Source organism: Luteimonas lutimaris (assembly GCF_039537065.1).
GTDB classification, from domain to species: Bacteria; Pseudomonadota; Gammaproteobacteria; order Xanthomonadales; family Xanthomonadaceae; genus Luteimonas; species Luteimonas lutimaris.
The window spans coordinates 277130-301964 of record NZ_BAAAZU010000006.1 but is presented as its reverse complement, the minus strand read 5'-3'; the positions used below and the strand labels follow the sequence as shown (position 1 = coordinate 301964).

At 69.8% G+C, this 24835-nt stretch carries 23 protein-coding genes and 1 tRNA gene; 7 read left to right on the top strand and 17 right to left on the bottom strand.

Going from position 1 to position 24835, the window contains the following annotated elements; all coding sequences use genetic code 11:
- Positions 1-165: 165 nt before the first annotated feature.
- Positions 166-555, bottom strand: coding sequence for an RNA-binding S4 domain-containing protein (locus tag ABD679_RS07950; RefSeq protein WP_344759415.1), 390 nt, complete (start codon positions 553-555; stop codon positions 166-168).
- A 145-nt stretch (positions 556-700) separates the two neighbouring features.
- Complete coding sequence (locus ABD679_RS07945) at positions 701-979, bottom strand: hypothetical protein (RefSeq protein WP_344759414.1); 279 nt, start codon at positions 977-979, stop codon at positions 701-703.
- Between the two features lie 64 nt (positions 980-1043).
- Here ABD679_RS07945 and ABD679_RS07940 point away from each other — a divergent pair, with 64 nt between their 5' ends.
- A complete protein-coding gene (locus tag ABD679_RS07940; RefSeq protein ID WP_344759413.1) occupies positions 1044-2498 on the top strand; it encodes an MATE family efflux transporter in 1455 nt (484 codons plus the stop codon).
- 554 nt (positions 2499-3052) lie between these two features.
- Here the strand turns inward: ABD679_RS07940 and rplS are convergent.
- The 6 genes from rplS to ffh all read right to left on the bottom strand — a co-directional run bounded on the left by rplS (position 3053) and on the right by ffh (position 7634).
- Positions 3053-3469 carry a 50S ribosomal protein L19 gene (gene rplS / locus ABD679_RS07935; protein WP_425561865.1) on the bottom strand — a complete coding sequence of 139 codons (417 nt, stop codon included), beginning with the start codon at positions 3467-3469 and terminating at the stop codon, positions 3053-3055.
- Positions 3470-3602: 133 nt separating this feature from the next.
- On the bottom strand, positions 3603-4388 hold the full coding sequence (gene trmD / locus ABD679_RS07930; RefSeq protein ID WP_344759412.1) for a tRNA (guanosine(37)-N1)-methyltransferase TrmD: 786 nt from the start codon (positions 4386-4388) through the stop codon (positions 3603-3605).
- A 6-nt stretch (positions 4389-4394) separates the two neighbouring features.
- Positions 4395-4907, bottom strand: a complete 513-nt coding sequence (gene rimM, locus ABD679_RS07925) for a ribosome maturation factor RimM (protein WP_344759411.1) — start codon at positions 4905-4907, stop codon at positions 4395-4397.
- 33 nt (positions 4908-4940) lie between these two features.
- Positions 4941-5216 (bottom strand): 30S ribosomal protein S16, encoded by a 276-nt coding sequence (gene rpsP / locus ABD679_RS07920; RefSeq protein ID WP_344759410.1) that lies wholly within the window; start codon positions 5214-5216, stop codon positions 4941-4943.
- A 50-nt stretch (positions 5217-5266) separates the two neighbouring features.
- Positions 5267-6118: an aminotransferase class IV family protein gene (locus ABD679_RS07915; protein WP_344759409.1), complete on the bottom strand. Its 852-nt coding sequence runs from the start codon at positions 6116-6118 to the stop codon at positions 5267-5269.
- Positions 6119-6263: 145 nt separating this feature from the next.
- Positions 6264-7634 (bottom strand): signal recognition particle protein, encoded by a 1371-nt coding sequence (gene ffh / locus ABD679_RS07910; RefSeq protein ID WP_344759408.1) that lies wholly within the window; start codon positions 7632-7634, stop codon positions 6264-6266.
- 112 nt (positions 7635-7746) lie between these two features.
- Between ffh and ABD679_RS07905 the strand changes: the two genes are divergently transcribed.
- The 5 genes from ABD679_RS07905 to ABD679_RS07885 all read left to right on the top strand — a co-directional run bounded on the left by ABD679_RS07905 (position 7747) and on the right by ABD679_RS07885 (position 13405).
- A complete protein-coding gene (locus ABD679_RS07905; RefSeq protein ID WP_344759407.1) occupies positions 7747-8538 on the top strand; it encodes a cytochrome C assembly family protein in 792 nt (263 codons plus the stop codon).
- Positions 8539-8637: 99 nt separating this feature from the next.
- Complete coding sequence (locus tag ABD679_RS07900; RefSeq protein ID WP_344759406.1) at positions 8638-9090, top strand: MarR family winged helix-turn-helix transcriptional regulator; 453 nt, start codon at positions 8638-8640, stop codon at positions 9088-9090.
- A 3-nt stretch (positions 9091-9093) separates the two neighbouring features.
- Entirely contained in the window at positions 9094-10599 is a 1506-nt protein-coding gene (locus ABD679_RS07895) for an efflux transporter outer membrane subunit (protein WP_344759405.1), read from the top strand.
- Positions 10600-10607: 8 nt separating this feature from the next.
- Positions 10608-11804, top strand: a complete 1197-nt coding sequence (locus tag ABD679_RS07890; RefSeq protein ID WP_344759562.1) for an HlyD family secretion protein — start codon at positions 10608-10610, stop codon at positions 11802-11804.
- A complete protein-coding gene (locus tag ABD679_RS07885; protein WP_425561873.1) occupies positions 11801-13405 on the top strand; it encodes a DHA2 family efflux MFS transporter permease subunit in 1605 nt (534 codons plus the stop codon). The genes ABD679_RS07890 and ABD679_RS07885 overlap by 4 nt, the downstream gene beginning before the upstream one ends.
- A 180-nt stretch (positions 13406-13585) precedes the next feature.
- On the opposite strand, the gene radA is transcribed toward ABD679_RS07885, so the two are convergent.
- The 9 genes from radA to murJ form a co-directional block, all read right to left on the bottom strand.
- Positions 13586-14962, bottom strand: a complete 1377-nt coding sequence (gene radA / locus ABD679_RS07880; protein WP_344759403.1) for a DNA repair protein RadA — start codon at positions 14960-14962, stop codon at positions 13586-13588.
- Positions 14963-15095: 133 nt separating this feature from the next.
- Positions 15096-16427 carry a hypothetical protein gene (locus ABD679_RS07875; protein WP_344759402.1) on the bottom strand — a complete coding sequence of 444 codons (1332 nt, stop codon included), beginning with the start codon at positions 16425-16427 and terminating at the stop codon, positions 15096-15098.
- 92 nt (positions 16428-16519) lie between these two features.
- The gene (locus tag ABD679_RS07870) at positions 16520-16837 is read right to left on the bottom strand and encodes a hypothetical protein (protein ID WP_344759401.1); all 318 of its coding nucleotides are present in this window, start codon (positions 16835-16837) and stop codon (positions 16520-16522) included.
- A gap of 24 nt (positions 16838-16861) precedes the next feature.
- Positions 16862-16937, bottom strand: a tRNA-Thr gene (locus ABD679_RS07865).
- A gap of 64 nt (positions 16938-17001) precedes the next feature.
- Positions 17002-17952 (bottom strand): 4-hydroxy-3-methylbut-2-enyl diphosphate reductase, encoded by a 951-nt coding sequence (gene ispH, locus ABD679_RS07860; protein ID WP_344759400.1) that lies wholly within the window; start codon positions 17950-17952, stop codon positions 17002-17004.
- 228 nt (positions 17953-18180) lie between these two features.
- Complete coding sequence (gene lspA / locus ABD679_RS07855; RefSeq protein WP_344759399.1) at positions 18181-18684, bottom strand: signal peptidase II; 504 nt, start codon at positions 18682-18684, stop codon at positions 18181-18183.
- A gap of 127 nt (positions 18685-18811) precedes the next feature.
- The gene (ileS, locus tag ABD679_RS07850) at positions 18812-21607 is read right to left on the bottom strand and encodes an isoleucine--tRNA ligase (RefSeq protein ID WP_344759561.1); all 2796 of its coding nucleotides are present in this window, start codon (positions 21605-21607) and stop codon (positions 18812-18814) included.
- 116 nt (positions 21608-21723) lie between these two features.
- Entirely contained in the window at positions 21724-22680 is a 957-nt protein-coding gene (locus ABD679_RS07845; RefSeq protein ID WP_344759398.1) for a bifunctional riboflavin kinase/FAD synthetase, read from the bottom strand.
- 106 nt (positions 22681-22786) lie between these two features.
- Positions 22787-24445 (bottom strand): murein biosynthesis integral membrane protein MurJ, encoded by a 1659-nt coding sequence (gene murJ / locus ABD679_RS07840; RefSeq protein WP_344759397.1) that lies wholly within the window; start codon positions 24443-24445, stop codon positions 22787-22789.
- 119 nt (positions 24446-24564) lie between these two features.
- Between murJ and rpsT the strand changes: the two genes are divergently transcribed.
- Positions 24565-24834 (top strand): 30S ribosomal protein S20, encoded by a 270-nt coding sequence (gene rpsT / locus ABD679_RS07835; protein WP_344759396.1) that lies wholly within the window; start codon positions 24565-24567, stop codon positions 24832-24834.
- Position 24835 lies beyond the last annotated feature (1 nt).

Below are 24835 nucleotides of genomic sequence, written 5' to 3'. Positions count from 1 at the left end.
CGGAATCCTGCAGGAGCGGCCCCAGCCGCGAAGCCTCTGCTTGTGTAGGAGCGACGGAAGTCGCGAAGGCTTCCTCCGCGAACCCGGTCGCGACTTCCGTCGCTCCTACCAACGGAACCCAGAGCTCGCGGCTGAAGCCGCTCCTGCCAGGGCAGTCTCACGCGGTCAGGACGCGTCGATGTCGCCCAGCGCGCGGATCAGCCGCCGTGCGCGCTTGTCCGGCTTGCCCTGCGGCGCCTGGTAGCCGGCGCGCGCGGCGCGCAGTTCGGCCAGGCGGCTTTCGCGCGCCACGCGCGAGGCTTCGGACTCGACGTACATCGTCCGCGCCACCACGGCCGGTCCGCGCTGCTCGCCGAGCGCGGCGACTTCGACCTCGAAGATCTCTTCTCCGCGCACAATCCGCAGCGCATCGCCCACGCGCACGCCGCGCGAGGCCTTGGCGCGCTCGCCACCGACCTCGACCTTGCCGGTCTCGACCGCCTGCTTGGACAAGCTGCGGGTGCGGTAGAACCGCGCCGCCCAGAGCCAGATGTCGAGCCTCGTCGTCGCGGTCATCGGGTGCGGGTCTCCCACCGGTTGCGGCCGCGTCCCGTTCGCAAGCTTCTCCGGGCGCGATCCACGATGGCGGGCATCCTAGCGCGCCCCGCCTGCATCGCACGTGCACGCCGGTCCACGCAGCGCGCACGCAATGCGCGCCGGTTCACCCTCCGGGCAGGGGCGCCGGCTTGCGCGGCGGGAACAGCGGTGCGTTCGTCGCCTCCGTGCACTCGGGCGGGAGGCGCACGTCCGACTTGCGCCCGTCGCGCGGCGCGGGCATTTCGGCATGGCGACGCGCGATGTCCGCGCACCACGGCGGGAATGGCGATCCCGCGTCGACCGGTGCGTCGTAGGTACTAGCACAGCCGGCCAGCAGGCCAAGGAGAAGAAGTCCGGTTGCGATCCGCACCACATGCCACCCCGGGTCTTCGAGGACCTCCATTGTGCCCCATCCCCGCGCATCCACTCGCGCCGAATCGTCACGCGGGCTCTGGCAAGATGCCGCGATGCCGAAAACAGCCAGGACGCGCGACCTCACCCAGGGCCCGATCGGGCGCACGCTGTTCGTATTCGCACTGCCGATCATGGGCGGCAACGTGCTGCAGTCGCTCAACGGCTCGGTCAACGCCATCTGGGTCGGGCGCTTCCTCGGCGAGGAGGCGCTCACCGCGACGGCGAACGCCAACAACATCATGTTCTTCCTGATCGGCGCGGTGTTCGGCGTCGGCATGGCCGCGACCATCCTGGTCGGCCAGGCAATGGGCGCAAAGGACACCGCGCAGGCCAAGCGCGTGATCGGCACCAGCGCGACGTTCTTCTTCTGCGTGTCGCTGGTGATCGCATTCGCCGGCATGCCGTTGTCGCGGCACATCCTGGTGTGGATGAGCACGCCCGCCGAATCGCTTGCGCTGGCCGAGGCCTACCTGCGCATCATCTTCATGGCAGTGCCGTTCCTGTACATGTTCGCGTTCCTGTCGGCGATCCTGCGCGGCGCCGGCGACACGCGCACGCCGTTCGTGTTCCTGATGCTGGCGGTGGTGCTGGACATCGTGCTGAACCCGCTGCTGATCTTCGGGATCGGGCCGCTCCCGGAGATGGGCATCGCCGGCTCGGCGACATCGACCCTGGTCGCCAACCTCGTCAGCCTGTCCGCGATGCTGCTGTGGCTGCGCCATCGCCGCCATCCGCTATGGATCAGCCGCCACGAGAATTCGGTCTACAAGCCGGACATCGCGATCCTGCGCGCGCTGGTGGTCAAGGGCGTGCCGATGGGCCTGCAGATGATCGTGATCTCGCTGGCGATGATCATGATGATCAGCATGGTCAATGCCTACGGCGTCGACTACGCCTCCGCCTACGGCGCCGCGCTGCAGCTGTGGACCTACATCCAGATGCCGGCGATGGCGATCGGCGCGGCGTGTTCGTCGATGGCCGCGCAGAACGTGGGCGCGGCGCGCTGGGACCGCGTCGACGCCACCGCGCGCACGGGCACGATATTCAACTTCCTGATGACCGGCGCGCTGATCGCACCGGTGATCCTGTTCGACCACACCACCCTGTCGCTGTTCCTGCCCGACGGCAGCGCTGCGCTCGAGCACGGCCGCCACCTCAACCACATCGCGGTGTGGTCGTTCCTGTTCTTCGGCGTGAGCTTCGTCATCTCCGGCGTGGTACGCGCGACTGGAGCGGTGATTCCGCCGCTGGTGATGCTGGGGATCGCGATGTGGGGCATCCGCATCCCGTTCGCCAGCCTGCTGCAGCCGGCGCTGGGCGTGGACGCGATCTGGTGGAGCTTCCCGGTCAGCGCGCTGTGCTCGATGCTGATGTCGATGGCGTACTACCGCTGGGGCAACTGGCGCAAGGCGAAGATGCTGGAACCGGACCCGGACAAGGTCGCCGTGCCGTCGGAGGTACCCGCGCACGTTTCGGCGCCGGTGGCGGACCAGGGACCGCGATCGTGATCGTGTTGCGGCACCGATCCGTGCGCCGGACCGGGCCTGGCTGGCTTTGCTGGCTGGTGCTTGGACTGGCATGGGCCAGCCCGCTCTTCGCAGCCGGCGACGGGGAGTGCACCGGACTGGAAGACCGGCTGACTGGCGCGTGGCTCAACACGGGAGGCCCCGGTTTTTTCGAGGCGATGTCGTTCTCGGTCGATGGCCAGTCGCGCAGGTTCGACTCGTGGTTGCACGATCGCCCCGATGTGATCGATGCAACGTGTCGGTCGAGGGCTGTCGGCTCGTCATCGTTGCCCGCGGGGATGGTCCGGGACCGTTCGAGTACAGCATCGCCATAGACGCGCATGAACTGCGGCTGCGTGACCGCCAAGGCGATGTCGCGACCTATACGCGCGCCGGCAATCCGCCTTGACGCCTTGACGCCGTGGCTGCGTGGCTGCGTGGCCGCGAGCGGGAGCGATCGATCAACTAAATGGCCGCGCCCGGACAGCGCAGACGCGGCGCCACAAACGAAAACGGCCACCCGAAGGTGGCCGTTCGCGCATCGGGACGCCGCAGGATTACTCGGCGGCGGCTTCTGCGGCAGCCTTCGCGGCGGCACGCGCCTTGGCGTTGCCGGCGAGGTCTTCCTTGATGCGCGCCTTGCGGCCTTCCAGCCCACGCAGGTAGTACAGCTTGCCGGCGCGCACGGCGCCACGGCGCTTCACGGTGACCGACTCGATCGCGGCGCTGTGCACCTGGAACACGCGCTCGACGCCGTAGCCGTGCGAGATCTTGCGCACGGTGAAGGCGGAGTTGAGGCCGGCGTTCTTCCTGCCGATGACCACGCCCTCGTAGGCCTGGACGCGCTCGCGGTTGCCTTCCTTGACCTTGACGTTGACGACGACGGTGTCGCCCGGGCCGAATTCCGGCAGCTTGCGCTGCGCCTGTCCGGTTTCGAATTCCTGCAGCAGCGTGTTGAGCGAGGGCTTGTTCATTGCGGTGATGCCTTTGGTTGGATGCCTGTTGGAGTGCCCTTTGGGCGTTGTTGTTGCGCGAGTGCACGTGGACCCGCGTCATGGCATGGGTGGAGCGAAGCCGGGGATTATAGCGGGAAAACTCTTTGCGGGGCTAGGGTTTAGAGGCTGGGGGCTGAAGTCCCGAGTCCCCGAGCCCCAGCCCCTGCTCCCCCAGAAACTCCTCCAGCAACCTGCGGTCGCCGGCCGGCAGCGCCCCGCGGTCCAGCAGGTCCGGGCGCCGCAGCCAGGTGCGGCCCAGGGCCTGCTTGCGGCGCCAGCGGGCGATTTCGGCGTGGTTGCCGGACAGCAGGACCGGCGGCACGACGCCCAGTGCATGCTCGACCGGGCGTGTGTAATGCGGGCAGTCGAGCAGGCCGTCGCCCTCGAAACTGTCCTGGATGGCGGATTCGGCGTCGTTCAGGGCGCCCTCCTGGAGCCGGGCCACGGCATCGACCACCACCGCCGCGGCCAGCTCGCCGCCGGACAGGACGTAGTCGCCGATGGAGATTTCCTCGTCGACCTCGGCCGCCAGCAGGCGCTCGTCGACGCCCTCGTAGCGGCCGCACAGCAGGACCAGGCGCGGTTCGGCGGCCAGCGCACGGACCCGGGCCTGGGTCAGCGGCCGACCCTGCGGGCTGAGGTAGATGACGCGGGCCGGTGCGGGGTCGGCCGCGCGCGCGGCGGACAGGCAGGCGCGCAGCGGGTCGATCATCATCACCATGCCCGGGCCGCCGCCGAAGGGGCGGTCATCGACGCGGCGGTAGTTGCCCTCGGCGTGGTCGCGCGGGTTCCAGCCGTGCAGCGCCAGCAGGCCGCGCTCCTGCGCGCGCCCGACCACGCCGTGGCCGGCGACCTGGGCGACGAACTCGGGGAACAGGCTGACGATGTCGATGCGCATGGCGCCTCAGAACTCCGGGTCCCAGTCGACGGTGACCACGCCGGCCTCGAAGTCGATGGACACGATGTAGTCCGGCTGCAGGAACGGGATCATCCGCTCGCGGTCGCCTTCCGCCACCAGCACGTCGTTGGCGCCGGTGGAGAACAGGTGCGAGACGCGGCCGAAGTCGGCGCCTTCCTGGTTGACCACGCGCAGGCCCTCGAGGTCCACCCAGTAGTACTCGCCCGGCCCGGGCGGCGGCAGCGCCGAGCGCGGCACCCAGACCTCGCTGCCGCGCAGCGCCTCGGCGGCGTCGCGGTCGGCGACATCGGGAAAGGTGGCAACGATGCCCTTGGCGGTCACGCGGCCACGCGCGCCCGCCAGCTCGCGTTCGTGGCCCTGCGCGTCGCGCAGGACCCACGGCTGGTAGCGGAAGATCGCGTTGGCGGGGTCGGTGAACGACTCGAGCTTGAGTTCGCCGCGCACGCCAAACGCGCCGTGGACCCTGCCCAGCAGGATGCGGCGCGCCTGGGATTCCATGCCGGATTGGCCGCGCGGCGCGCGGCCGGAAGATCAGGCCGCGGGCGCGGCCGGGGCGGCTTCGGCGGCCTTGGTCGCTTCCTTGTACAGGTTGCGGACCTTGTCGCTCAGCTGCGCGCCCTGCCCGACCCAGTGATCGACGCGGGCGGTGTCGAGTTCGATGCGCTTCTCGGCGCCCGAGGCGACCGGGTTGTAGTAACCCAGGCGCTCGATGTTGCGGCCGTCGCGCGCGCTGCGGTGGTCGGTGACGATGATGTGGTAGAAGGGGCGCTTCTTGGCGCCGCCGCGGGTAAGGCGGATCTTGACCATGGTGTTCTCGTGTTGCCCAGTCGCCAGGATGGCGAGGTAAGCCGGCAATTCTAGCCAATTCCGGGGCCGGAGGAAACCCTGCCCTGCCCCCCGGCAACCGGCTGCCAGGGCTGCAGCGCCAGCGCCTGCCCGAGCAGTTCCGCCAGCTCGCCGTCCGGCGCGAAGGCCACCGCATCCACCGCCCCGATCGCCCGCACCCCGCGCGAATTGCAGGAAAACGCGGCCCGGAACCGCGGCAACTCATCCAGCACCACGGCACGCCGCGCCTGCACCACGCCCAGCACCGCCAGCCCGGCCTGCAGCAGCCGCTCGCAGGTCCCGCGCAGCGCCGGGGCGTCCGGCCAGGTCACGGTGGCGCCGTCCCAGAAGCCCACGTTCCACACCGTCCCCTCGCTGACCCGGCCGTCGGCATCGGTGAACAGCACGTCGTCGAAGCCCCGGCCGCGCGCCTGCCGGGCGAGGTGGAACTGGGCAAAGGTGCCCAGGTGCTTGATGTGCGGCAGCGCGCGTTCGTGCACGAAGCTGGCCGCGCGCATCGGTTCGGGCGCCGGGTCGGCGGGCGGCGTGAGCGCGACCACCACGTCCAGGTCCTCGGCCACCAGTGGCTGCGCGGCCTGCGCGGCGCGCTCGAACTCCCGCGCGCACACGCTTACCCGCGCCGTGCAGTCGCCGCTGCCGGCCGCCTCCATGCCCCGCCGCAATCCGTCGAGCACGCGCGCGTCGTCCAGCGCGACATCGAACAGCTCCCCGGTGGCCTCGCGCAGCCGCGCCAGGTGCAGGTCGAGTCCGCGCACGGCACCGTCGCGCACCTGCATCGTGGTGAAGTGGCCATGGTTGCGCATCGCCAGCGCCACCAAGTCGGCGGCCTCGGCGCGGCGGCCGTTGCACAGGATGATGTTCAAGTCCTGCATCCAACGGCGATGCAGGCGGACACCACGACCTTGTGGGAGCGGCCATGGCCGCGATGGGTCGCCGCTGGTTCAATCGCGGCCATGGCCGCTCCCACAGGCAGTTCGCGCGCGGCCGGGTTCGGCATCCGCCGCCGCCTCAGCGGAACGGCATCCCGCCGCCCATGCCCCCCATCATGCCCTTCATGCCGCGCATCATGCCCTTCATGCCGCCGCGGCCCAGCTTGCCCATCATCTTTTCCATCTGCTGGTACTGCTTCATCAGCTTGTTGACGTCGGCCGGGCTCATGCCGGCGCCGGCGGCGATGCGCTTGCGGCGCGAGCCGTTGAGCAGGGCCGGGTTGCGGCGCTCCTTCGTGGTCATCGAGTTGATGATCGCGACCATGCGCGGCACTTCCTTGCCGGTGACCTGCGCCTTGACGTTGTCGGGGATCTTGCCGATGCCCGGCAGCTTGTCCATCAGGCCGCCCAGGCCGCCCATGTTCTGCATCTGCTCGAGCTGGTCCTTCATGTCGTTGAGGTCGAACTTGCGGCCCTTGGCGACTTTCTCGGCCAGCTTCTGCGCCTTGTCCTTGTCGACCTGGCTTTCCACCTGCTCGACCAGCGACAGCACGTCGCCCATGTCGAGGATGCGGCTGGCGACGCGATCGGGATGGAACACATCCAGCCCGTCGACCTTCTCGCCGGTGCCGATGAACTTGATCGGCTTGCCGGTGATGTAGCGCACGCTCAGCGCCGCGCCGCCGCGGGCGTCGCCGTCGGTCTTGGTCAGCACCACGCCGGTCAGCGGCAGCGCCTCGCCGAAGGCCTTGGCGGTGTTGGCCGCGTCCTGGCCGGTCATCGAGTCGACGACGAACAGCGTCTCGACCGGATCGACCGCGGCATGCAGCGCCTTGATCTCGGCCATCATCGCCTCGTCGATCGCGAGGCGGCCGGCGGTGTCGACGATCAGCACGTCGGCAAAGGACTTGCGCGCGTCGTCGATCGCGGCGCGGACGATGGCTTCGGGCTTCTGTTCGGCGGTGGACGGGAAGAACTGCACGTCGACCTGCTGCGCCAGCGTCCTGAGCTGTTCGATCGCGGCCGGACGGTAGACGTCGGCGCTGACCACCATCACCTTCTTCTTGCGCTTGTCCTTCAGGTGCCGGGCCAGCTTGGCGACCGTGGTGGTCTTGCCCGCGCCCTGCAGGCCGGCCATCAGGATCACGGCCGGCGCCGGGACGTTGAGGTCCAGGTCGTTGGCCGACGCGCCCATCACCAGGGTCAGTTCGTCGCGCACGACCTTGATCAGCGCCTGGCCGGGGGTCAGCGACTTGAGCACTTCCTGGCCGACCGCGCGCACCTTGATGCGCTGGATCAGCGCCTGCACCACCGGCAGCGCGACGTCCGCCTCCAGCAGCGCGATGCGCACCTCGCGCAGGGCTTCGCTGATGTTGGACTCGGTCAGCCGGCCGCGGCCACGCAGGCGCTCGATGGTGCCGGACAGGCGCTGGGTCAGGGATTCGAACATGGGCGCGGAATCGCTCGGGAAAACGGCTGCGGATTATAGCTTGGCGAGGTGTGCGGACCGGCCGTGCGGGATCCCGTGCGCCGCGGGCTCGGGCTTGTGCGACACTTTCCCGATGACAATCGTTCTCATCGCCATCGTCCTCTACCTGGCCGCCACGATCGCGCTGGTGCTGGGCGTGGCGCGCGGCCGGCCCGGCCCCGGGCGCGCCTGGCTGCTGCCGGCACTGCCGGCCGTGGCGCTGCACGTCGTCCACCACGCGCTGGCGTGGCGCGCGGCCGGCGGCACCGACCTGCACTTCTTCTCGGCGCTGTCGCTGGTCGGCCTCGGCATGGCGCTGCTGACCCTGCTGGTCGGCGCGCGCGGCAGGATGGCGACGCTGGGCGTGGTGGTGTTCCCGATCGCGGCGGCGACGCTCGCCGGCTACGCCGGCTACGGACATCGCCTGGTGGACACGATGGACCCGGGCGTCCAGCTGCACGCCTGGTGCGCGGTGCTCGCCTACGCCACGCTGGCGGTCGCCGCGCTGCTGGCGATCATGCTGTGGCTGCAGGAACGCGCGCTGCGGCGCCGCGACTTCCACGCCTGGCTGCGGGTGCTGCCGCCGCTGACCGAACTGGAGACGCTGCTGTTCCGCACCATCGCGGCGGGCTTCGTGCTGCTCACCGCCACCCTGCTGACCGGGGTGCTGTTCGTCGACGACCTGTTCGCCCAGCATCTGGTGCACAAGACCGTGCTCAGCGTGCTGTCGTGGCTGGCGTTCGGCGCCCTGCTGCTCGGCCGCTGGCGCCGTGGCTGGCGCGGCGCGGTGGCGGTGCGCTGGACGCTGGCGGCGATGGCGCTGCTGGTGCTGTCCTTCTTCGGGACCAAGTTCGTGCTGGAACTGGTCCTGCACCGCACGCTCTGACCCCACGTGAATGGGTAAATCCCGGGGATACAGAATCCCGTTGCCGGAACAATAGTTGCATTGACAACTATTGCCCGGGCGAGCAAAATCCCGCCCCTCATGAATTCCACCGCCTTCCCCCACAGCGGCGCCAGCCTTGGCCTCCTGTTCCGGCAGGTCCGCGACGCCATGTGGGCGCGGATGAAGCTGGAGCTGGCCAACCTGGGCCATGACCTGACCTTCAGCCAGTACATCACGCTGAAGAAGCTGGCCATGGGCACCGCCGGCGTCACCGACCTGGCGCGCGCCGCCGAGGTCAATCCGGGGGCGATGACCCGCCTGCTCGACCGCCTCGAGGCCAAGGGCCTGGTGTCGCGTACCGCCGATCCCGCCGACCGCCGGGCGCTCAACATCGAGCTCACCGAATCCGGCCTTGCCATCTGGCAGGACATCAACAAGTGCGGCGAACGCGTGCGCGAGCGCGCGATGGCGGGCATGAGCGAAGACGAACGCGCCGTCCTGACGGGCCTGCTCGAACGCGCGCGCGACAACCTCACTTCCACGGAATCCTGAGCCATGGCCGCCCAACCCCATCGCCCGTACAGCGGGCTGTCCTTCGTGCTTCCTGCGATTGCCGCAGCGCTGCTGCTGGCCGGCTGCGCAAGCACCCGCGGGCTTGCGCCGCAGGGCCATGCCGTCGAAGCGGACGCCCTGGCCAGCAGCCGCAGCCTGGAACCGCACGCGCTCAGCGACGCCGCCTTTCCCGCCGCGGACTGGTGGACGGCACTGGGCGATCCGCAGCTCGATGCCCTCGTCCGCGAAGCGCTGCAGGACAGTCCTTCGCTGGCCGCCGCCGATGCCCGCGTGCGCCAGGCCCAGGCCCAGGCCGGCCTCGCCGACGCGGCCCGCGGCCCGACCCTCGACGGCAGCGCGCAGTACGCCGTCGCGCAGCTGCCCAAGACCCTCGCGCCCGGCGAGATGAGCGACAAGGTCATGCACAACACCGTGCTGACGGTGAACTTCAAGTGGCCGCTCGACGTCTGGGGCGGCAAGCGCGCCGAATACGAGGCCGCGCTCGGCCAGGCGCGCGCGACCGAAGTCGACGCGCAGGCCGCGCGCCTGGCGCTCGCCGCCAACGTCGCCCGCGGCTACGTCGCACTGGCGCAGGCCTTCGATGCTCTCGACGTGGCGCAGCGCGAGCAGGCGCGCGCCACGCGCCTGCACGACCTGGGCAAGCAGCGCGTCGACGCCGGCCTCGACAACCAGCTGCAGTTGCGCCAGGCCGAAAGCCTCATCGCCTCGGCACGGCAACAGGCCCAGGCCGCGCAACAGGAGATCGACGCCGGGCGCAATGCGCTGGCCGCGCTGCTGGGCAAGGGCCCGGACCGCGGCTTGGAGATCGCGCGCCCGCAACTGCTGCAGGCACCCGCGCCGGCGCTGCCCGGCGTGCTGCCCAGCGAACTGCTCGGCCACCGCCCCGACGTCGTCGCCTCGCGCTGGCGCGTCGAGGCCAGCAGCCGCGGCATCGACGCGGCGAAGGCGTCGTTCAAGCCCAGCGTCAACCTCAGCGCACTGGCCGGCCTGGCGTCGGTCGGCCTGTCGGACCTGTTCAGCAGCGATGCGCTGCTCGGCTTCGGCGGTCCCGCGGTCAGCCTGCCGATCTTCGACGGCGGCCGGCTGCGCAGCAACCTGGCCGCGCGCGATGCCGACTACGACCTGGCCGTCGCCGGCTACAACCAGACCCTGGTCGGCGCACTGCATGAAGTCACCGACGCGGTGCAGGCCGCGCGCGCCCTCGATGCGCAGATCGCCTCGGCCACGCAGGCGCGCGATGCCGCGCAGTCGGCACTGGACATCGCAGCCGCGCGCTACGACGCCGGGCTCGGCACCCAGCTCGACGTGCTCTCCGCGCAGCGCCCGCTGCTGCAGCTCGAACAGCAGCTCACCGCGCTCAATGCACAGCGCTACGCGGCGACGATCGACCTCGACCGCGCGCTGGGCGGCGGCCTCGCGCCCGCCGGCCCCGACGCGCATCCCCGCTCCGACACCAACCCCGACCTTGCCAGGGCCCCCACGCCATGACGTCCGAAATCAATCCGCAAGCCACCGCCACCCCCGCCGCCGCGCCGCCCGCGCCGAAGAACGGCAAGCGCCGCCGCGCGCTGCTGGTCGTTGCCGCCGTGGTGCTGCTGGCCGGCCTCGCCTGGCTGGCGTACTACCTGCTCATCGCGCGCTGGCACGAGGGCACCGACGACGCCTACGTGCAGGGCAACGTGGTGAGCATCGTGCCGCAGACGGTAGGGACGGTGATCGCCATCGACGCCGACGACGGCATGAAGGTCGAGGCCGGCCAGCCGCTGGTGGAACTCGATCCCAACGATGCCCAGGTCGCCTACGACCAGGCCGTCGCCAACCTCGCCGGCACCGTGCGCCAGGTGCGCGGCCTGTACAGCAGCGTCGACGCCGGCCAGGCCGACATCAAGGCGCGCCAGGTTGCGGTGTCGCAGGCGCGTGCCGACGTGAAGCGTCGCGAAGGACTGGTGGCCAGCGGTGCGGTCTCGCGCGAGGAACTCGCCCACGCCCGCGACATGCTCGCCGCCGCCGAAGCCGCCCTGTCCGCCTCGCACGGCGAGCTTGCGCGCAGCAGCGCGCTGGTCGACGCCACCACGCTGCAGAAGCAGCCGCAGGTGCAGGCCGCGGCCTCGCAGCTGCGCCAGGCCTACCTCAACCTGCAGCGCGCCTCGATCGTCGCGCCGGTATCGGGTTACGTCGCCCAGCGCCAGGTGCAGCTGGGCCAGCGCGTGCAGCCGGGCACCACGCTGATGACGATCGTGCCGATCGAGCAGATGTGGGTGGAAGCCAACTTCAAGGAAACCCAGCTGACGAAAATGCGCATCGGCCAGCCGGTCGAGGTGCACGCCGACCTGTACGGCGGCGGCGTCAATTACGAAGGCAGGATCGCCAGCCTCGGCATGGGCACCGGCAGCGCGTTCTCGCTGCTGCCGGCGCAGAACGCCAGCGGCAACTGGATCAAGATCGTGCAGCGCGTGCCGGTGCGGATCGAGCTGGATCCGAAGCAGCTGGTCGAGCACCCGCTGCGCATCGGGCTGAGCATGGACGTGGATGTCTCGATCCGCGACCAGGACGGCAAGGTGCTCGCCGGCAGCGCGCCGAAGGGCGGCAAGCCGCTGTTCTCGACCGGCGCCTATGCCAAGCAGCTCTCCGAGGCGAACGTGCTGATCACGAAGATCATCGAGCAGAACCTGCCTGACAGCGCGCACGGCTGAGCGGACACGCCCCCATGTCCAGCATCGTCGAACAGGAAGAGCGGTTCGGGCTTCCGGCCACGCCGGAACCGGCGGCGCGCAGCTTCGCGCCGCCCAACCTCGCGCTGACCACGATCGGGCTGGCGCTGGCGTCGTTCATGCAGGTGCTCGACACCACGATCGCCAACGTCTCGCTGCCCACCATCTCCGGCAATCTCGGTGCCAGCGCCAACCAGGCGACCTGGGTGATCACCTCGTTCGCGGTCAGCAACGCGATCGCGCTGCCGCTGACCGGCTTCCTCGCCCGCCGCTTTGGCGAGCGCAAGCTGTTCATGTGGGCGACGCTGGCGTTCGTGATCGCCTCGTTCCTGTGCGGGCTGGCCAGCAGCATGGGCCAGCTGGTGGTCGCGCGCGCGCTGCAGGGCTTCGTCGCCGGGCCGATGTATCCGATCACGCAGGCGCTTTTGATCTCGATCTACCCGCCACAGAAACGCGGCCAGGCGATCGCGCTGCTGGCGATGGTGACGGTGGTCGCGCCGATCGCGGGCCCGATCCTCGGCGGCTGGATCACCGACAACTACAGCTGGGAATGGATCTTCTTCATCAACATTCCCATCGGCATCTTCTCCAGCGTCGTCGTCGGCCGCCAGCTCAAGGGCCGGCCGGAACGGCTGGAGAAGCCGAAGATGGACTACATCGGCCTGGCCACGCTGATCCTGGGCGTGGGCGCGCTGCAGATCATGCTCGACCTGGGCAACGACGAGGACTGGTTCAACTCGACCAAGATCATCGCGCTGGCGATCATCGCGACGGTCGGCCTGGTGGTGTTCGTGATCTGGGAACTCACCGACAAGGACCCGATCGTCAACCTCAAGCTGTTCCGCCACCGCAACTTCACCAGCGGCACGATCGCGATGGTGATGGCGTACTCCGCGTTCTTCAGCGTCGGCCTGCTGGTGCCGCTGTGGCTGCAGCGCAACCTGGGCTACACCGCGATCTGGGCCGGCTTCGCCAGCGCGCCGATCGGCATCCTGCCGGTGCTGCTGACGCCGTTCGTGGGCAAGTACGCGACCCGCATGGACCTGCGCTGGCTGGCGACCTTCGCCTTCATCGTGATGGCGTTCACCAGTTTCTTCCGCGCCGGGTTCAACCTCGACGTCGACTTCCACCGCGTGGCCGAGGTGCAGCTGTGGCAGGGCCTGGGCGTGGCGCTGTTCTTCATGCCGGTGCTGACGATCCTGCTGTCGGACCTTGAGCCGCACGAGATTGCGGCCGGCTCGGGGCTGGCGACATTCGTGCGCACCCTGGGCGGCAGCTTCGCCGCGTCGCTGACGACCTGGGGCTGGAACCAGCGCAGCACCATCCACCATGCGCAGCTGACCGAACACATCGGCGCGCACGATCCGGGCATGCTGCAGACAGTGACCCAGCTCGGACAGGGCGACGTGCAGCGCGGCGCGCTGGTGCTCAACCAGATGATCTCGCAGCAGGCGGTGCAGATCGGCTTCAACGAGATCTTCCACCTGCTCGGGATCCTGTTCCTGGTGGTGATCGTGTTCGTCTGGTTCGCCAAGCCGCCGTTCGCGGCGAAAGTGGGCGCCGCGGCGGGCGGCCGGCACTGAGCCGCGCCGCCGCGGAGCAACCTGCTGTTGCAGGAGCGGCTCCCAGCCGCGAGCTTTGGTCGGTCTTGTAGGAGCGACGGAAGTCGCGACCGGGGTCGCGGGGCAAGCCTCTCGCGACTTCCGTCGCTCCTACGAACCAAAAGCTCGCGGCTGAAGTTGCTCCTACAGGGCAGCCCGGCCTCAGGCGGCGTCCAGCGCGTCCGCCAGCCGCTCCACCGCGACCACTTCCATGCCCTTGTAGCTGCCACCCTTCGGCGCATTGGCCTTCGGCACGATCGCGCGCCTGAAGCCGTGCGTGGCGGCTTCCTTCAGCCGCTCCTCGCCGTTGGGGATCGGGCGGATCTCGCCGCTCAGGCCGACCTCGCCGAAGGCGATGGTCTTGTCGGCCAGCGGCTGATCGCGCAGCGAGGACAGCACGGCCAGCAGCACCGGCAGGTCGGCCGCGGTTTCCTGCACGCGGATGCCGCCGACGACGTTGACGAACACGTCCTGGTCGCCGACCGCGACACCGCCATGGCGGTGCAGCACCGCCAGCAGCATCGCCAGGCGGTTGCCTTCCAGCCCCACCGCGACGCGGCGCGGGTTGGACAGCGGCGAGGCATCCACCAGCGCCTGTACCTCCACCAGCAGCGGCCGCGTGCCCTCGCGGGTGACCATCACGCAGCTGCCGGGCTGGCGGGTGCTGCCGCCGGACAGGAAGATCGCCGACGGGTTCGGCACTTCCTTCAGGCCCTTCTCGCCCATCGCGAACACGCCCAGCTCGTTGACCGCGCCAAAGCGGTTCTTGAACGCGCGCAGCACGCGGAAGCGGCTGCCGCTGTCGCCTTCGAAGTACAGCACCGCGTCGACCATGTGCTCGAGCACGCGCGGGCCGGCGATGCCGCCTTCCTTGGTCACGTGGCCGACCAGGAACACGGCCGTGCCGGTCTCCTTGGCGTAGCGCACCAGGCGCGCGGCGGATTCGCGCACCTGGCTGACCGAACCGGGCGCGGCGGTCAGCGATTCGGTCCACAGGGTCTGGATGGAATCGGCGACCAGCAGCCGCGGCCGTCGCGCGGCGGCGTGTTCGAGCACGCGCTCGACGCAGGTTTCGGCCAGCGCGTCGACGCCGTCCAGCGGCAGCCCCAGCCGCGCACCGCGCCCGGCCACCTGCGCCAATGACTCCTCGCCGGTGACGTACAAGCCCGGCAGCGTCGCCGCCATCTGTGCCACGGCCTGCAGCAGCAGCGTCGACTTGCCGATGCCCGGGTCGCCGCCAACCAGCACCACCGCGCCTTCGACCAGGCCACCACCGAGCACGCGGTCGAACTCGCCGATACCGGTGGTCACGCGCGCGTCCTCGTGGTGGCGTACGTCCTTGAGTGCAGTCACCTTAGGCGCGTCGACCTTGCCCGCCCAGCCGCTGCGCCGCGAGGCCGGGGACTTCGCCGCGGCGGCCGATTCGAGCACGATTTCAGAAAGCGAATTCCACGCCCCGCATTCGCCGCACTGGCCCTGCCACTTGTTGAACTCTGCACCGCACTCGTTGCAGACGTAGGCGGTCCGGGCCTTGGCCATGGTGTCCTGGAAGCTGCTGATCGGGTCGACAGCGTACCGGAGTCGCGTCCCGCCGGCTGAGACGGGCGCGACGGCGGAATCCCGGCCGCCAGCTGCGCGGGCAGCGGTCAGGCAAGGGCCGTCGCGCAGCGGCTCAGCGCTTCCACCACTGCGACGGCAGGTCGATCGCGTAGACGTCGCGGCGACGGTTGCCGTCGCCCCAGTTGCCGGTCCAGTACACGGATCGACCGTCGTGGGACAGCGCGGCGGCGGCCTCGTTGCGGTAGGCATCGTCGCCCGGATACGCGTTGTGGGTATGTGCAATCCGCAGGATGCGGCCGTCCAGGCCCAGCATGACCAGCTGGTTCTCGCCCCATTCGGCATTGCCCGGGCTGCAGGTCGACAGCAACAGCCAGCCGCGCGCGGCGTAGCTCTTGGAAAAGTGCATGCCGTTGTCCCATCCCAGGTCGCCGTGGTGCAGCAGCCTGCGCACGCGGCCGCTGCGCAGCGACACGGCCTCGATCCAGTCGTTGCGGTTGTTCTGCGACACGAACCATTCGTCGCCCTCATCGTCGACGATCCAGCCCGAGTGCGTGGCATCCACGGCGACCGGCCGGATCATGGCGCTGAAGTCGCGCCGCCAAGCCTGCGGCCTGCCCTCGTCGTCCGGCCAGTGCACCACGCAGGCGGTGCCCAGCGGCGAGGATTCGATCGTGTTGGGCCGGCCCATCTCGCTGCGTCCCAGGCGCGCGGCGTCCGCGGTGGCCACGGTGCCGGTGACGCGGTCGTAGCTGACCAGCAGCTCGACGGGATAGCTGCCCTCCGGCACCTCCCGCCGCACCATCCAGCACCAGTAGCGGCTGTCGTCGGAACTGTCGCCCTCGACGTCGGTGAACAGCTGGTCGCCGTTCGGCGCATCGGCGCTGAAGTCGTGCACCAGCTCGTCCTTGCCGGTGATCGCGTCCATCTGCCGGAACTGCATGTCGCGCACGTAGTAGAAGCGCGATGGAGCATCGTCGCCGTAATGCCAGCGGATCTCGTTGACCTCGCCGATCTTTGGCAGCCTGCGCACGACCTTGCCCGTGGCCAGTTCCTCGATCCGCGCGCTGGTGCTGTCCTCGCCATGGATGACGATCAGGCGGTTGTCGAAGCTGACCGGCGTGTAGCGCGAATACACCACCAGGCCGCCGGCGGACACGCGACGGATGCGCGCACCGGTGCCGGCCTGTACGCGCTCCTCGCGCAGCGCGGGCAGCTTGCCGTACTCGGCCGTGAGCAGCGTCCGGTCGCGCAGGAAGGTGAAGCCGGCGTCCCCAACCGCGGCATCAGACGCCGCAGTGGTGTCCGGCTCCGTGACTTCGGGCGACGGCACCGCGACCGCGCCGTCGGCGGCCGCCTGCTCCTGCGCGCGCGGCCAGGTCGCATGCACGGTCGCGGCGGCCACGACAAGCAGCACGCAGCCCGCGGCGAGCCAGCGCATCCGCACGCGCCATTCATTGTTTCCAGTGTCCACGGGAAGGACAACGCCATCCGCGTGGGGGACGGGCCATCACCGGCGCGTCCGCGCCTGCATGCGCCCTAGCGGCTGTCGGGGTCGACGCCGTTCATCGGCAGGTCGGCAGATCCGCTGACATTGCCTTCCACGGCCGCGTCGCCACTCTGGCGCTGCTCGACGATCTTCGCCGCCTGCGCATCCGCCGCGACGCGGTGCTGCAGCGACTTGCACAGCTCGATGCCGGCGGAGGTCAACTGCAGCGGATCGGTGCCGACGGTCACCAGCCCGCTGTCGATCAGCCGCTGGTGGATCTTGGTGTCGCCCGATTCCAGCGGGAGGCACTGGTCGACCCGCTGCAGTACCTCGAGCAGCGCCAGGTCTTCAATGGCGATCGGGTCCATGGGCCTGCCCGCAATGTTGCGAAGTGGTGCCGGAAACAGGAGTCGAACCTGCGACCTACGCATTACGAATGCGCCGCTCTACCAACTGAGCTATTCCGGCGTTGTCACGGGCGCCGGCAAAGGCCGGCGCGGGCCGTGGATTCTAGGTTTCGCGGCCGCGGCGGTCAATCGACCAGCTGGACGCGCAGTTCCTTAGGCAGGGCGAAGACCATGCTTTCCGGCTCGCCGGACAATTCGCGCAGGCCGGCGGCGCCCAGCGCCTGGAGGCGCTCGATCACGCCGCGCACCAGCACGTCGGGAGCCGAGGCACCCGCGGTGACGCCGATGTGGCGGCGGCCGTCGACCCAGTCGGGATCGATTTCGTCGGCGCCGTCGATCAGGTAGGCCTCGACGCCCTCGCGCTCGGCCAGCTCGCGCAGGCGGTTGGAGTTGGAGCTGTTGGGCGAGCCGACCACCAGCACCAGGTCGCACCGGGCGGCCAGTTCGCGCACCGCATCCTGGCGGTTCTGGGTGGCGTAGCAGATGTCGTCGTTCTTCGGGCCCTGGATGGCCGGGAAGCGGTCGCGCAGGGCTTCGATCACGCTACGGGTGTCGTCGACCGACAGCGTGGTCTGGGTGGTGTAGGCGAAGTTCTCCGGCTGGCCGACTTCCAGCGCCGCCACGTCCTCGACGTCCTCGACCAGATAGATGCGGCCGGTCCCGCGCTCGCGGCTCCACTGCCCCATCGTGCCCTCGACCTCGGGATGGCCGGCATGGCCGATCAGCACCACGTCGCGGCCGGCGCGGCAGTGGCGGGCCACCTCGAAATGCACCTTGGTCACCAGCGGGCAGGTCGCGTCGAACACCTTCAGCCCGCGCCGCCCGGCCTCGTTGCGCACCGCCTGCGAGACGCCGTGGGCGCTGAAGATCACCGTGGCGTTGTCGGGCACCTCGTCGAGTTCCTCGACGAAGATCGCCCCGCGCTGCTTGAGATCGTCGACCACGTAGCGGTTGTGCACCACCTCGTGGCGCACGTAGATCGGCGCGCCCAGCGTTTCGATCGCGCGCTTGACGATCTCGATCGCGCGATCGACGCCGGCGCAGAAGCCGCGGGGGTTGGCAAGGACGATGTCCATGAACCCGATTTTACCGGAGACCAGACCCTAAAACCCGTCCGTCCGGTCATCGGGGCAACTCCCGCACGGCACATACGCCCCTTTCCCGTTGACGGGAGAGGGGATGGGGTGAGGGAGGGTCAGGTCGCTGCTTGCCTGAACGGAGCCAGGGCTGAACACGGCAAAGTCAAAAGCGCCCTCATCCGCCCCTTCGGGGCATCTTCTCCCGCAATCGGGAGAAGGGCTGGCTCACGTCCCGCCGGCCTCCGGCTTGCGCTGGAACAGCCCGAACAGCGCGATCCCCACCGCCCCGGCCACGATCGCCGAATCGGCGATGTTGAATGCCGGCCAGTAGTGGTCGCGCCAGTACCACTGGATGAAGTCGACGACGTGGCCGTGGACGAGACGGTCGATGACGTTGCCTACCGCGCCGCCCACGACCAGCGCGAACGGCAGCGCCGTGCGCCAGTCGCTGCGCGGGGTGCGCGACAGCCAGAACGCCAGAAGCCCGCTGATGCCGACGGCCAACGCCGCGAACAGCCACGTCTGCCAGCCGCCGGCATCGGACAGGAAGCTGAACGCCGCGCCCGTGTTGTAGGTGCGGTACCAGTTCCAGACGCCGTCGATCACCGGCACCGGGGTGTACTCGGGCAGGCTGGACAGCACCCAGGCCTTGGTCCACTGGTCGATGGCGATGACGACGGCCGACAGGACCAGCCAGGTCAGCGCGTTGGGGTTTGGACGTTGGACCATGTTTTCCACTCGTCATCCCCGCGCATGCGGGGATCCAGTGACTTTGCCTGCGCGCGCCTGCTGGATGACCAGGCCGCGGCTGTCGTGAACCGTCTTCCACCTGCGCGGAACGACGGCCGGGGATGCCTCAGAACCACTTCCGGTCTTCGCCCGGTCCTTCGATGTTGGACACACAGCGCCCGCACAGCAGCGGATGCGCGGCGTTGTCGCCCACGTCGGCGCGGTGGTGCCAGCAGCGCGCGCACTTGGGTTTTTCCGTCGGCTGCGCGATCACGGTGATCTCGTGCGCGTCGCCGTCTGCGACGATGGACACATCGCCGCTGATGAACAGGAAGCGCAGCTCGTCGACCAGCGGCGCCAGCCAGTTCTGGTCCGAGACGCCGCACTTGAGCGCGATCTCCGCCTCCAGCGCCGCGCCGATCGCGCCGCCGGCGCGCATGGGTTCGAGCACGCGCGAAACCTGCTCGCGCAGCACCAGCAGTGCGTCGAACTCCTTGGCCGACGGCGTTGCGTCCCCGGCAATTGGCGCCAGGCCGTCGTACCAGGTGGCGAACAGCACGTTGTCCTCGCGCGCATCGCCCACCGGCGCGGGCAGGTAGCCCCACATCTCGTCGGCGGTGAAGCTGAGCACCGGCGCAATCCAGCGCACGAAGGCCTCGGCGATGCGGTACATCGCACTCTGCGCGCTGCGGCGGCCGCGCGAATCCTCCGGCATCGTGTACAGGCGGTCCTTGGTTACGTCCAGGTACAGCGAGCCTAGGTCGACGCTGCAGAAGTTGAGCAGCGCCTGCACGATTTCGGCGAAGTCGTAGCGCGCGTATGCGGCGGTGATCTTCTCCTGCACTTCCCAGGCGCGATGCACGATCCAGCGATCCAGCGCGACCATGTCGTCGAGCGGGCGCAGGTGCCGTTGCGGATCGAAGCCGTGCAGGTTGCCGAGCAGGAAACGCGCGGTGTTGCGGATGCGGCGGTAGGCGTCGGCGTTGCGCTTGAGGATTTCCTTCGACAGCGACATCTCGTTGCTGTAGTCGGCCGAGGCGATCCACAGGCGCAGGATGTCCGCGCCCAGCGTCTTCATGATTTCCTGCGGCTCGATGCCGTTGCCCAGCGACTTGGACATCTTGCGGCCATGCTCGTCGACGGTGAACCCGTGGGTCAGGCACTGCCGGTACGGCGCTGCCTTGTCGATCGCGATGCCGGTCAGCAATGACGACTGGAACCAGCCGCGATGCTGGTCGGAGCCTTCGATGTACAGGTCGGCCGGCTTGCCGAGGCCGCGCTCGAGCAGCACGGCCTCGTGGGTGACGCCGGAGTCGAACCAGACGTCGAGGATGTCGGTGATGCGGTCGTAGTCCTTCGCCTCGTCGCCGAGCAGCTCGGCCGGATCGAGCGAATACCACACGTCCACCCCACCCTGCTCCACCCGGTCGGCCACCGCACGCATGATCTCGGTGCTGCGCGGATGCGGCTCGCCGCTCTCGCGGTGCACGAACAGCGCGATCGGCACGCCCCAGGTGCGCTGGCGCGAGATCGTCCAGTCCGGACGCCCCTCCACCATGCCCGCGATGCGCGCCTCGCCCCAGGCCGGATACCACTTGACGCCCTTGATGGCGTCGAGCGCGTCGCGGCGCAGGTTGGCCTGCTCCATCGAGATGAACCACTGCGGCGTGGCCCGGAACGCCACCGGCGTCTTGTGCCGCCAGCAGTGCGGGTAGCTGTGCTCGATCTTCGAGAACGCCAGCAGCGCGCCGCTGTTGCGCAACACCTCGACGATGGCGTCGTTGGCCTTCCAGATGTGGGTGCCGGCGAGCACCGCGTCGCCCGCCGGCGGCGTCGACTGCAGGTACACGCCGCGGCCGTCGACCGGGTTGAGCTGGGCCGCGGTGTACTTCCCGACCAGGCCATACTTCTGGCCGGCAACGAAGTCCTCCTGGCCGTGCCCGGGCGCGGTGTGCACCGCGCCGGTGCCGTCTTCGGCCGAGACGTGGTCGGCGAGGATCAGCGGGATGTCGCGTTCGGCGTAGAACGGATGCGCCAGCAGCTGGCCTTCGAGCGCGGCGCCGGTGGCGCGGCCGTGCACGACCGCCTCGTCCACGCCGTAGCGCTGCAGCGCCTTGTCCACGAGTCCCTCGGCCACGACCAGCCAGCGGCGGCCGCCATCGCGTGCCGGGCCTTCGACCAGCGCATACTCCAGGTCCGCGCCCAGCGACACCGCCAGCGAGGCCGGCAGCGTCCACGGCGTGGTGGTCCAGATCGGCACCACCACCTCGACGCCTTCGGGCAGGTCGGTGCCGAACAGCCGTGCCAGCGCTTTTGCGTCGCGCGCGGCGTAGGCGACATCGACCGCGGGCGAGACCTTGTCCTGGTACTCGATCTCGGCCTCGGCCAGCGCCGAGCCGCAGTCGAAGCACCAGTACACCGGCTTGACCCCGCGCACCAGATGGCCGTTGTCGATCACCTTGGCCAGCGCGCGCAGTTCGTCGGCCTCGTACTTGAAATCGAGCGTCCTGTACGGATGTTCCCAGTCGCCCAGCACGCCCAGGCGCTTGAAGTCCTTGCGCTGGATGTCGATCTGCCCGTTGGCGTATTCGCGGCACTTCTGCCGGAACTCGACCGCGTCGAGCTTCGCCCCGACCTTGCCGTACTTCTTCTCGATCGCGATCTCGATCGGCAGGCCGTGGCAATCCCAGCCCGGGACGTAGGGCGCGTCGAAGCCGGCCAGCGTCTTCGACTTGACGATGATGTCCTTGAGGATCTTGTTGACCGCGTGGCCGAGGTGGATCACGCCGTTGGCGTACGGCGGGCCGTCGTGCAGCACGAAGCGCTCGCGCCCCCGTGCGTGCTCGCGCAGGCGCGCGTACAGGCCTTCGGACTCCCAGCGCTCCAGCGTGGCCGGCTCGCGCCTGGGCAGGTCGCCGCGCATCGGGAAGTCCGTGGCCGGCAGGTGCAGGGTGGCCTTGTACGGGTTGTCGGGCTTGCTGGTCTTGTCTGCGCTCACACTCGTCGCCGCTGTGGTTGTTTCATGGGGGGTGCCTGCGCTCAGCGCGCATGCACGGTGCAGGCCTGCTCCGCGCCGAGGATATCGCGCGCCTGGCGGGCGTCGCGGTCCATCTGCGCGACCAGCGCCGGCAGGTCGGGGAATTTTTCCTCGTCGCGCAGCCTGGCGACGAACTCGACTTCGATCCTGCGACCGTACAGGTCGCCGTCGAAATCGAACAGGTGCGCCTCCAGCAGCGGCTCCACGCCGCCCACCGTGGGCCGGGTGCCGAAGCTCGATACCGACGGCCACGGCGCATCGCCGACGCCGTGCACCCGGGTCGCGTACACGCCCGACAGCGCCGGCCGCTTGCCGTCGAAGCGCAGGTTGGCGGTGGGATAGCCCAGCGTGCGCCCGAGCTGGCGCCCGTGCACCACGCGCCCGGAAATCGCGTACGGCGCGCCGAGCAGGCGCGTGGCGGTGTCGAAATCGCCGGCCTGCAGCGCGGCGCGGATGCGGGTGCTGGACACGCGCCCGCCGTCGAGGTCCACCGTCGCGATGGCCCCGGCGGTGAAGCCGTGCGCGGCGCCCTCGCGCTGCAGCGTGGCCAGGTCGCCGGCGCGGCGGTGGCCGAAGCGGAAGTCCGGGCCGACGTGCACCTCGCGCACCGCAAGGCGGTCGACCAGCACCCGGCGCACGAATTCCTCCGCGCTCATCTGCGTCATGCGGTCGTTGAAACGCAGCAGGCCGACCAGGTCCGCGCCCAGCGCACGCATGCCCTCGAACCGCGCACGCGGCAGCTGCAGCCGCGGCGGCGGCTCGCCCCTGGCGAAGAATTCGCGCGGCAGCGGCTCGAAGCTCAGCGCCACCATCGGCACGCCCAGCGCGCGCGCGCGCCCGACCGCGTGGCGCAGCAGCGCGCGATGGCCCAGGTGCAGGCCGTCGAAGGCGCCGATGCAGGCCACGCTGCCGTCGGGGCACAGGGGCCCGCCTTCGACGTCGCGGAACAGCCGGTTCATGGGATCTCGATGTGGGGCCGCCCGGTCGTGGAAGACCGGTCGCCGCGAGGGATTCGCGTCGCCCGAAGTCGAAAAGTATAGCTGCGGCGCAACAAACCCAAGGCCGTCAGTGCCGCAGGTCGCGCGGGCGGATGCCCTGCAGCCACAGCGCCGAGGCGTAGGCCAGCGCGCCGGCGCCGACCACCATCGCCAGCCGCCAGATTCGCTCCCACCACGGCCAGATGGTCCAGTCCTGCCACTGCCACAGCACGGCCGCCACCACCACCGCCAGCACCACGGCGGCCACCAGCAACTGCCGCAGGAAGCGTCGCCAGCCCGGCTGCACCGCGTACACCTGCGCCCGCCGCAGGTACCACCACAGCTGGATCGCGTTGAGCCAGCCGGCCAGCGCGATCGCCAGCGCCAGGCAGGCGTGCGCGCCAGGAATCCGGCCCAGCGCCTCGAACGGCCTGCCGCCGGACGCCTCCAGCGCCTCACGGCCGGGCCCGGTGACCAACAGCAGGCCGGCCATGAGCAGCACCGTGAACAGCGCGTTGCCGATTACCGCCACCACGGCCGCCTTCACCGGCGTTTTCGTGTCCTGGCGCGAATAGAACGCCGGCGCCAGCACCTTCACCAGCAGAAACGCCGGCACCGCCGTGGCCTGCGCCACCAGGCTCAGGCGCGCCATCGCGGTGTCGTGGGCGCTGAAGTTGCCGTGCTGAAAGAGGGTCGCGATCAGCGGCTCGGCGCACAGCATCAGTCCCAGGCAGGCGGGCACGCCGATCAGCAGGCACAGCCGGAAGCCCCAGTCGAGCGCCTTCGAAAAGCCTTCCGGGTCGGTCGAAGCGTGGCGGCTGGACAGGTGCGGCAGGATCACCGTGCCGATGGCGACGCCGAACATGCCCAGCGGGAACTCCAGCAACCGGTCGGTGTAGTACAGCCAGGTCACGCTGCCGCCGATCAGGAACGAGGCAACGATGGTGTTCAGCAGCAGGTTGACCTGCGCCACCGAGGCGCCAAACAGGGTCGGCACCATCAGCTTCATGATCTTGCGCACGCCGGCGTGCGCCACGCCCCAACGCGGACGCGGCAGCAGGCCCAGCTTCGCCAGCGAAGGCAGCTGGAAGCCCAACTGCAGGATGCCGGCGGCGAACACGCCCCAGGCCAGCGCCAGCACCGGGTCGTAGCCCCACGACTGCAGCAGCGGCGCCAGGCACAGCGCCGCTGCGATCATCGACAGGTTCATCAGCACCGGCGACAGCGCCGGGATCGCAAAGCGCCCGTAGCTGTTGAGGATGCCGCCGGCCATCGACGCCAGCGAGATGAACAGCGCGTACGGGAAGGTGATCCGCAGCATCTCCGCGGCCAGCCTGCCCTGCTCGGTGCCGGCGCCGAAGCCGGGCGCGAACACCGGCATGATCCACGGCGCCAGCAGCACCGCCGCGGCGGTGAGCACCAGCAGGAAAGCGGTCAGGGTACCGGCGACCCGGTCGACCAGCGCCTTCACCGCGTCCTGGCCGTGGCGGCTCTTGTACTCGGACAGCACCGGCACGAAGGCCATCGAGAACGAGCCCTCGGCCGACAGCCGGCGCATGAAGTTGGGGATCCTGAACGCCACCACGAAGGCGTCCATCGCCGGGCTGGCGCCGAACACCGCCGCGTAGACCTGGTCGCGGACCAGGCCGCTGACGCGCGACAGGAAGGTCATCGCGCTGAACACCGCGGTCGAGCGCAGCAGGCCCACGCGCCGGGGTGCGGCGGCGGCCGGGTCCGGCGCGCTCACCGGTTGCCTCCCGGTCCTGCCGGGTTGTTGACGCAAGCCCCTGAATTGCCCATAATTTCCCGTTCGTTTCCCCGCCCAACGCTCAAACCCGGCATGTCCGGGCCATCCAGGAATTCATTGTGGCCAACATCAAGTCCTCCAAGAAGCGCGCCAAGCAGGCCGTCGTGCGCAACATGCGCAACAACAGCCAGCGTTCGATGCTGCGCACCGCCGTCAAGAAAGTGATCAAGGCGCTCGACGCCAACGACGCCGCCGGCGCCCAGGAAGCCTTCAACGCGGCGCAGCCGCTGCTCGACCGGTTCAGCGCCCGCGGCCTGATCCACAAGAACAAGGCCGCCCGCCACAAGAGCCGCCTGACCGCGCGCATCAAGGCGCTCAAGGCCGCCTGAT

Bases quoted from the DNA above. Each gene is read 5' to 3' on its own strand.
- ABD679_RS07895 (WP_344759405.1), top strand. From the start codon at position 9,094: ATGGCCGCCCAACCCCATCGCCCGTACAGCGGGCTGTCCTTCGTGCTT.
- ABD679_RS07870 (WP_344759401.1), bottom strand. From the start codon at position 16,837: ATGGACCCGATCGCCATTGAAGACCTGGCGCTGCTCGAGGTACTGCAG.
- ABD679_RS07905 (WP_344759407.1), top strand. From the start codon at position 7,747: ATGACAATCGTTCTCATCGCCATCGTCCTCTACCTGGCCGCCACGATC.
- ABD679_RS07950 (WP_344759415.1), bottom strand. From the start codon at position 555: ATGACCGCGACGACGAGGCTCGACATCTGGCTCTGGGCGGCGCGGTTC.
- ffh (WP_344759408.1), bottom strand. From the start codon at position 7,634: ATGTTCGAATCCCTGACCCAGCGCCTGTCCGGCACCATCGAGCGCCTG.
- ileS (WP_344759561.1), bottom strand. From the start codon at position 21,607: ATGCGCGGCGACCTGCCCAGGCGCGAGCCGGCCACGCTGGAGCGCTGG.
- rimM (WP_344759411.1), bottom strand. From the start codon at position 4,907: ATGGAATCCCAGGCGCGCCGCATCCTGCTGGGCAGGGTCCACGGCGCG.
- ABD679_RS07845 (WP_344759398.1), bottom strand. From the start codon at position 22,680: ATGAACCGGCTGTTCCGCGACGTCGAAGGCGGGCCCCTGTGCCCCGAC.
- trmD (WP_344759412.1), bottom strand. From the start codon at position 4,388: ATGCGCATCGACATCGTCAGCCTGTTCCCCGAGTTCGTCGCCCAGGTC.
- ABD679_RS07945 (WP_344759414.1), bottom strand. From the start codon at position 979: ATGGAGGTCCTCGAAGACCCGGGGTGGCATGTGGTGCGGATCGCAACC.
- lspA (WP_344759399.1), bottom strand. From the start codon at position 18,684: ATGGTCCAACGTCCAAACCCCAACGCGCTGACCTGGCTGGTCCTGTCG.
- ABD679_RS07900 (WP_344759406.1), top strand. From the start codon at position 8,638: ATGAATTCCACCGCCTTCCCCCACAGCGGCGCCAGCCTTGGCCTCCTG.
- rpsP (WP_344759410.1), bottom strand. From the start codon at position 5,216: ATGGTCAAGATCCGCCTTACCCGCGGCGGCGCCAAGAAGCGCCCCTTC.
- ispH (WP_344759400.1), bottom strand. From the start codon at position 17,952: ATGGACATCGTCCTTGCCAACCCCCGCGGCTTCTGCGCCGGCGTCGAT.
- rplS (WP_425561865.1), bottom strand. From the start codon at position 3,469: ATGAACAAGCCCTCGCTCAACACGCTGCTGCAGGAATTCGAAACCGGA.
- ABD679_RS07940 (WP_344759413.1), top strand. From the start codon at position 1,044: ATGCCGAAAACAGCCAGGACGCGCGACCTCACCCAGGGCCCGATCGGG.
- radA (WP_344759403.1), bottom strand. From the start codon at position 14,962: ATGGCCAAGGCCCGGACCGCCTACGTCTGCAACGAGTGCGGTGCAGAG.